General features: G+C 74.7%; 5 protein-coding genes and 1 pseudogene. 4 read left to right on the forward strand and 2 right to left on the reverse strand.

The window, feature by feature from the left end; genetic code table 11:
* Window positions 1–408 (reverse strand): annotated as a pseudogene (locus MHY29_RS10190) (EamA family transporter); the annotation flags it as partial.
* 187 nt (window positions 409–595) lie between these two features.
* On the opposite strand from MHY29_RS10190, the gene MHY29_RS10195 reads away from it, so the two are divergent.
* The 4 genes from MHY29_RS10195 (at window position 596) to MHY29_RS10210 (ending at window position 5,629) form a co-directional block, all read left to right on the forward strand.
* Window positions 596–1,960, forward strand: coding sequence for an acyl-CoA dehydrogenase family protein (locus MHY29_RS10195; protein ID WP_239240950.1), 1,365 nt, complete (start codon window positions 596–598; stop codon window positions 1,958–1,960).
* The gene (locus tag MHY29_RS10200; protein ID WP_224355736.1) at window positions 1,957–3,336 is read left to right on the forward strand and encodes an MFS transporter; all 1,380 of its coding nucleotides are present in this window, start codon (window positions 1,957–1,959) and stop codon (window positions 3,334–3,336) included. The genes MHY29_RS10195 and MHY29_RS10200 overlap by 4 nt, the downstream gene beginning before the upstream one ends.
* Entirely contained in the window at window positions 3,333–4,709 is a 1,377-nt protein-coding gene (locus tag MHY29_RS10205; protein WP_224355735.1) for an LLM class flavin-dependent oxidoreductase, read from the forward strand. The genes MHY29_RS10200 and MHY29_RS10205 overlap by 4 nt, the downstream gene beginning before the upstream one ends.
* Window positions 4,710–4,849: 140 nt before the next feature.
* Window positions 4,850–5,629: a hypothetical protein gene (locus MHY29_RS10210; protein ID WP_224355734.1), complete on the forward strand. Its 780-nt coding sequence runs from the start codon at window positions 4,850–4,852 to the stop codon at window positions 5,627–5,629.
* 115 nt (window positions 5,630–5,744) lie between these two features.
* On the opposite strand, the gene acs is transcribed toward MHY29_RS10210, so the two are convergent.
* A partial coding sequence (acs, locus tag MHY29_RS10215; RefSeq protein ID WP_370643511.1) for an acetate--CoA ligase occupies window positions 5,745–7,861 on the reverse strand: 2,117 nt, incomplete at its 5' end.

Genomic DNA, 7,861 nt, shown 5'->3' on the forward strand with positions numbered 1-7,861 from the left:
GTCCGCGCTGAACCCCTCCCGGCCGAGCACCCCGATCCCGGCGAGAGCGAGTGCCGCCCACGCCGCCGACCGCCACGACGGCCGCGCCGCCACGGACAGCGCCAGCGGCCCGAGCACCTCGAACGTCACGGCCACGCCCTGCGGGATCCGCGCGAACGCCTCGTAGATGGCCAGGTTCATCCCGGTCATCGCCGCGCCCAGCCCGACGACGGCGGCCCACCCCCGGGGGCCCAGGCCGGCGAGGGCGGCGCGGCTCGGCCGGGTGACGAGCAGCAGCACGGCCGCGGAGAACACCACGCGCAGGGCGACCATGGCGGACGCGCCGACGTCGTCGAACAGCAGGCCCGCCACGGACGCGCCGAGCTGCTGGCTCAGCAGCGAGAGCAGGACGAGCAGGACGAGGCGCACGGGCTCAGCCTAGGGGCGCGCCGCGCCACCCCGGCCCCGGCCGGCGCCCTCCCCGCGCCCGGCCCGCCGAATGTGACCGCGGCCGGCACACGGCCCCGGCGCTGCTCCTAGCGTGGGCCTCCACACGACCCACGCCCCGCGGCACCGCGCCCGGCGGGATGCACGCCTCCGGACCGAGGAGATCGACATGCCACTCACCGACCCGACGGACGCGCCCACCCCGCTCGGCACCGTCCCGCCGCTCGTGCGCCCCGCGGACCTGCCCCGCGACCTGGCCGGCCTGCGCCGCCACTTCGCCCCGGTGTTCGCGCGGGTCGCCGAAGGCTCCCGCGAGCGCGACCGCCGCCGGATCCTCCCGTTCGCGGAGGTCCGCGCGCTCAACGAGGCCGGCTTCGCCACGCTGCGGGTCCCCGCGGAGGCCGGTGGGCCCTGTGTGGACGTGCGGACCGCCGTGGCCCTGCTGATCGACCTCGCGGAGGCGGACGCGAACGTCGCGCACCTCTACCGCTCGCACCTGGGCTTCCTCGACTCCCTCCGCTTCCAGCCCGCCGCCGTCCGCGAGCGCTGGCATGCCCGGATCCTGGCCGGCGCCACGGTCGGCAACGCATCCACCGAGAAGGGCGGCAACGCGCTGGGCACACTCAACACGGTCCTGACCCCGCCGGCCGCGGGCGACGGCCCGTGGACCCTGACCGGCACCAAGTTCTACGCGACCGGCTCGATCTTCTCCTCGCACACGCGGGTCTCCGCCGCCCAGACCGACGCGGACGGGCACCCGGCCCCGGGCCGGCGCTTCGCCGTCGTGCCGGTGGAGGCCCCGGGCGTGCGGCTGGACGACGACTGGGACGGGTTCGGCCAGCGCCTGACCGGCACGGGCACCGCGGTGTTCGACGGCGTCGCCGTGCCGCCGCAGGACGTGCTCGACCGGGTGCCCGGCAGCGCCGAGGCCGTCTACGAGGCGGCGTGGTTCCAGCTCATCCTGCTCGCGGTCCTCGCCGGGATCGCCCGGGCGGCCCGCCGGGACGCCGCCGACGCCGTGGCCGCCCGCGTGCGCACCTTCAACACGGGCCTGGGCCTGCCGTTCCGGGAGGACCCGCTGATCCAGGAGGCCGTCGGACGGATCGCGGCCAAGGCGTTCACGGCCGAGGCCGCGGTGCTCTCGGCGGCGGACGCCCTGGACGCGGCGCTCGCGGACCACGACGCCGGCCGCACCGGCTCCGGCGCCCCCGAGGAGGTGCCCGCCTCCTTCACGTGGGCCGAGCTCGCGGTGGAGCACGCCCAGGTGACCGTCCCGGAGCTGGCCCTCGGCGCCGCCCAGGAGCTGTTCCTCACCGGCGGGGCCTCCGCCACGAGCACCGCCAAGGGCCTGGACCGGCACTGGCGCAACGCCCAGACCGTGGCCACGCACAACCCCATCGCGTTCCGTGCCCGGGCGATCGGCGACTACTGGATCAACGGCACCGTGCCCGAGGGCCTCAACGCGATCGGCGACGCCCCGGCCGCCTCCGCGCCCCTCGGCGACGCCCCCGCCCCCGGGGAGGCCGCCCGATGAGCACCCTGCGCACCCACCGTCGCCGGGCCGCGCTCGGCTCGTTCATCGGCACCACCATCGAGTGGTACGACTTCTACCTCTACGGCCTGGCCGCCGCGCTCGTGTTCAACGTGCAGTTCTTCCCCGGCCAGACCGCGTTCGGGGCGACCCTCGCCTCGTTCGCCACGCTCGCCGTCGGCGTCGTGCTGCGCCCGCTGGGCGGGATCGTGGCCGGCCACTTCGGGGACCGCGTGGGCCGCAAGGCCCTGCTGGTCATCTCGCTGCTGCTGATGGGCGGCGCCTCGATGCTCATCGGCGTCCTGCCCACGTTCGCCCAGGCGGGCTGGTGGGCGGTGGCCGGACTCGTGCTGCTGCGCTGCCTGCAGGGCGTCTCGGCCGGCATGGAGTGGGGCGGGGCCGCCCTGATGTCGGTGGAGCACGCCCCCGCGGGCCGACGCGGCCTGTTCGGCTCGTTCACGCAGGTCGGCTCCTCGGCCGGCATGCTCCTGGCCACCGGCGCGTTCTCCCTGGTCAAGCTGGTCACCACCGACGAGCAGTTCGCCGCGTTCGGCTGGCGCCTGCCGTTCCTCGCCTCGGGCCTGCTCGTGGTGGTGGGCCTGGCCATCCGCCTCGGCGTCGAGGACTCGGCGGAGTTCCGCGTGCACCGGGACGTGGGGACCGTCAGCCGCGCGCCCGTCGTCGAGCTGCTGCGCCATCACGCCCGCCCCGTGCTCGTGACCGCCGGCCTGCGTCTCGGCCAGAACGGCCTCTACTACCTCGTCACCGCGTACCTGGTGAGCTACCTCGTGCTCCGCGGCGCCGACGACGGCGTCCTCGTCTCCGCCATCATGGTCGCCTCGGCCATCGGGCTGCTGAGCACCCCCTTCTGGGGCGCGGTCTCGGATCGCGTGGGCCGTGCCCGGGTGTCCCGGGTCGGGTACGCGCTCACGGCGGTGGCGGGCTGGGTGCTGTTCGCCGTCGTGGATGCCGGTGCGCTGGCGGTGTTGCCGCTCGTCGTCGTGCTGGTGATCAACGTGGCCCACGACAGCGTCTACGGTCCGCAGGCCGCGTGGTTCTCCGAGCAGTTCCCGGTGCGCGTGCGGTACTCGGGCGTGAACCTGGGCTATCAGCTCGGCACGGTGGTGGGCGGCGGGTTCGCCCCGTTCATCGCGGCGCTGCTGTACGAGGCGGGCGGCCACACACCGTGGCTGATCGCCGCGTACCTGACGCTGCTGGCCACGCTCTCGCTGATCGCCACGCGCTTCGCCCGTGACCCCGTGGCCCGCCCCGAGACGGACCTCGTGGCCGACGACGCCGCCATCCTGGCCCCACAGGCGGACGGGCCGGCCGCCGTCGTTCCGGCCGACCGTGCCCCCGTGACCCTGGAGACCCGATGACCGCGACCCCCGCCCCCGCCCCGTTCATCCTCAGCGCGTTCGACATGGTGACGCCCGTGCACCAGTCGCCCGGGCTGTGGCGGCACCCCGAGTCCCGCGCCCACGAGTTCGACCGGCTGTCCTTCTGGACGGACCTGGCCCGCACGGTGGAGGAGGGCGGGTTCACCGCCGTGTTCCTCGCGGACATCCTCGGGCTGTACGACGTGCACGGCGGCGGCGTGGACGCCACGGTGCGCGGCGGCGTGCAGTGGCCGCTGCTGGACCCGTTCACGGTGGTCTCGGCGATGGCCGCCGTCACCGAGCGGGTGGGCTTCGGCGTCACCGCGTCCGTCACCTACGAGCAGCCCTACCTGCTGGCGCGCACGCTGACCTCGCTGGACCACTTCACGGGCGGGCGCATCGCGTGGAACGTGGTGACCGGCTACCAGGACTCGGCCGCGCGCAACCTCGGCCTGGACCGGCAGCCCGGGCACGACGAGCGCTACGACCGCGCCGACGCCTACCTCGACGCCATGTACCGCCAGTTCGAGGGGTCCGTGGAGCGGGACGCCGTCGTGGCGGACCGCGAGTCCGGGGTGTTCGCGGACCCGGCGAAGGTGCACCCGATCGACGTGGAGGGCCCGCACGTGCGCCTGCCCGGCGTCGCGCTCGCGCACCCCGGGCCGCAGGGCACCCCGTTCCTGTTCCAGGCCGGCGCGTCCTCGCGGGGGCGACGGTTCGCGCTCGAGCACGCGGAGGCGGTCTTCTACATCGGCCCGACGACGGCGCACGTGCGGCGGTTCGTCGAGCAGACCCGCGAGGGCCTGCGGGAGGCCGGCCGCCCCGAGGACGCGATCCGCGTGCTGGCGATGGTGACCGTCGTCGTCGCGGACACGGACGAGGAGGCGCAGGCGCGGCTGGCCTCGTACCACGAGCACGTGGACGTGGAGTCCGCGCTCGCGCTGTTCGGCGGCTGGACGGGGGTGGACCTGTCCGGCCTGGACCCGGACGCCGAGCTGGAGCACGTGGAGAGCGAGGCCTCGCGGACGGCGCTGGCCGCGTTCACCACCCAGTCGCCGGACCGGCGCTGGACGGTGCGCGAGGTGGCCGAGTTCGTGAGCGTGGGCGGGCGGGGGCCGGTGATCGTGGGGTCCCCGGCCACCGTGGCCGACGAGCTCGAGCGCTGGCACCGCGAGACCGGCGTGGACGGCTTCAACATCTCCGCGGCCGTGCGTCCGACGGACCTCGAGCGGTTCGCCCGGCTCGTGAGCCCCGAGCTGCGGCGGCGCGGCGTGCTGCGTGAGCCCGAGGCCGGGCGGACCCTGCGCGAGAACGTGGCCGGCGCGGGACCGCTGCTGCCGGAGGACCACCGGGGGGCCGGGTTCCGCCGCTGACCGGCATCCGCCCCGGCCGCGCGGATCCGTGCGGCCGGGGCGTGCGACGCGTGACGGGTCCCGCGCCGAGGCGGCATGGTGGAGGGGTCATCGACTGAGCGCCGCGCTCCCGCGGCGCCGCCCCGAGTCAGGAGCTCGCCATGAAGTCCCCCAAGATCGCCGCCGCCGCCCTGCTCGCCACCGGCGGGCTGCTGCTCTCCGCCTGCGCCACCCAGCCCACCCTGGAGGAGAGCTGGCCGGAGGTCCGCCAGAAGGTCGTGGACGCCCAGAGCCTTCACCTGAAGATGGACGGCACCGCCAAGGAGGACGCCTCGGGCTCCGCGTCGGCCTCGTCCTCCTCGGACATCCAGTCCGGGACCATTGACCTGGCCGGCGCCACGGACGACTCGCACCTGAAGGGCACGGTCGCCGCGAAGATGGGTGACGGAGAGGTCAACATGGACATCCTGCGCCTGGGCCAGGACGTCTACATGAGGATCAACAAGGCGGAGGGCGGGCAGGCGCCGGAGGGCATGGACGCCTTCCAGCAGATCGTGGGCGACCGCTGGATGCTCATGCCGGCCGACCAGGCCTCCGGGATGGGCGAGCTCTCCCTCGGCACCGTGATGGACGACCTCGAGGAGGACATGCCGGCCGCGGACGCCTTCAACGGCAAGGACGTCAAGGCCGAGGAGGTGGACCTGGACGGCAGGAAGGTCCTCAAGTACGCCCTCCCGGAGGAGCACAAGGACTTCGGGCGCACCATGTACGTCGACAAGGAGACCAAGGAGCTGTACCGCCTGGAGGACGTGAACTCCGTGGAGTCCGAGGCGGACGCCACTGCGACGTTCACCGAGTGGAACGCGGTCCAGGCTCCGGAGCGTCCCGCCGAGGACGAGGTGTTCGACATGCAGAAGCTCTCCGAGGGCCTCGCGGGCTGACCGGCCCGTCGCGCGAGTGCGTCCGGCGCGCCGTGCCTTTCGTGAACGAAAGCGCGCGGCGCGCCGTCCGTTTCTCGAACGAAAGCCGAGGGCGGGGGACGGGCGCCGCTGGGCGTCAGCGGCGGGCGGCCACGACCTCGGCGATCTGCGGGATGCACCACTCGTTCTGCAGGCTCGTGGTGTCGCCGATGGTCGTGCCCTGGTGCAGCTGGGTGAGCAGGCGCCGCATGATCTTGCCGGAGCGGGTCTTGGGCACGTCGGGGACGAAGACCACCTCGGCGGGCTTGGCCACCGGCCCGATCACCCGCCCCACATGCCGCCGCAGCTCCTCGGCGCGGTCGGCGGCGGAGGCGCCGGGGCCGTCGTCGCCGGCCAGCCAGCTCTCGTGCGCCACGACGAACGCGACGGCCGCGTGGCCCGTCTTCGGGTCCGGCACGGGGCACACGCCGGCCTCCACCACGTGCGGGTGCGCCACGAGCGCGGACTCGATCTCGATGGTGGAGAGCCGGTGGCCGGAGATGTTGATGACGTCGTCCACGCGGCCGAGGATCCAGACGTCGCCGTCCTCGTCCCGCTTGGCGCCGTCGCCGGCGAGGAACCAGCCCGCCTCGCCCTGGTCCGCGTAGTCCTCCCAGTACGAGTGGAAGTAGCGGGCCGGGTTCCGCCACACGGTCCGCGCCATCGACGGCGAGGTGCGGGTGACCACGATCCGGCCCTGCAGGCCCTCGGGCGTGGGGGCGCCATCGTCGTCGACCACGGCCACGTCCACCCCCGGCAGGGGCCGGGAGCCGCAGCCCGGCTTGAAGGCCGTGTCCGTGGGGCGCGGGGAGAGCACGGTGGCGCCCGTCTCGGACTGCCACCACGTGTCCACCATCGGCAGGTCCGGGGTGTCCCGGCCGATCTGGGTGCGGGCCCACGTCCAGGCCTCCGGGTTCACGGACTCGCCCACGGTGCCGATCAGGCGGATCGAGGACAGGTCTGGGCCACCGTCCGCGTGCGCCGGGATTCCGTCCGGATGCCAGCCCTTGAGCGAGCGGATCAGGGTGGGCGCCGTGTAGTAGCTCGTCACCCGGTAGCGCTCGATCACCTCGAAGTGCCGGCCCGGGTGCGGGGCGTTCGGCACGCCCTCGTAGATCACCTGCGTGACCCCGTTCGAGAGCGGACCGTAGATCTCGTAGGTGTGCGCGGTGACCCAGGCCAGGTCCGCGGTGCACCAGTGCACGTCGCCGTCGCGCCGCGCCGGGTCCGGGTGGGAGAACAGGAAGTCGTGCGTCCACGAGGCCGCCGCGAGGTACCCGCCGGAGGTGTGCACGAGCCCCTTGGGCTGTCCCGTGGTGCCGGAGGTGTACATGATGAACAGCGGGTGCTCCGCGTCGAAGGCGCGCGGGGTGTGGGTGTCCGGCTGGCGGTCCACGACGTCGTGCCACCACAGGTCCCGGCCCTCGGTCCACGGGATGTCCCGGTGGCCCGTGCGGTCCAGGACGAGGACGTGCTCGATCGCGTTGTCCCCGGACACGGCCTCGTCCGCGTTGGCCTTCACGGGGACGGCGGCGCCGCGGCGGAACTGGCCGTCGGTGGTGACGAGCAGCTTGGCGCCCGTGTCCTCGACGCGGAACCGCAGCGCCTCCGCCGAGAACCCGCCGAACACAAGCGAGTGCACGGCGCCGATCCTCGCGCACGCCAGCGTGATGACGATCGTCTCCACGAGCACGGGCAGGTACACGACGACGCGGTCGCCCGCCTCGATGCCCAGCTCCTCGAGGGCGTTCGCGGCCTGGGCGACCTCGCGCTGCAGCTGCGCGTAGGTGACGGCGCGGCGGTCGCCGGGCTCGCCCTCGAAGTACAGGGCGACCTTCTCCCCGCGCCCCGCCGCCACGTGCCGGTCCACGCAGTTCACGGCCACGTTCAGGGTGCCGTCCTCGTACCAGCGGATCTCCGGGCCGCGCTCGGCGGCCGGGTCCGGGGCGGTGAGGGAGCGCGTCCGGGTGAAGGGCCGCTCCCAGCTCAGACGTCGGCCGGCCGCCTCCCAGAACGCGAGCCGGTCCGCCTCGGCCACCGGGCGGCCGTCGCCGCGCCCGCCGTGCAGCCGGTCCGCCGGGCGACCGGGGTGGACGTCCGGGTCGGCGGCGTCGACGAGCGCCTGCGGGAGGGGGCCGGGCAGCGTCGCGAGGGCCGCGGCGGGCACGCCGTCGTTCGGTCCGCGGACGGCCCCGGAGGCGCCCTCCTCGGCCG

Source organism: Micrococcus sp. ACRRV, assembly GCF_022346985.1.
Lineage (GTDB): Bacteria > Actinomycetota > Actinomycetes > Actinomycetales > Micrococcaceae > Micrococcus > Micrococcus porci.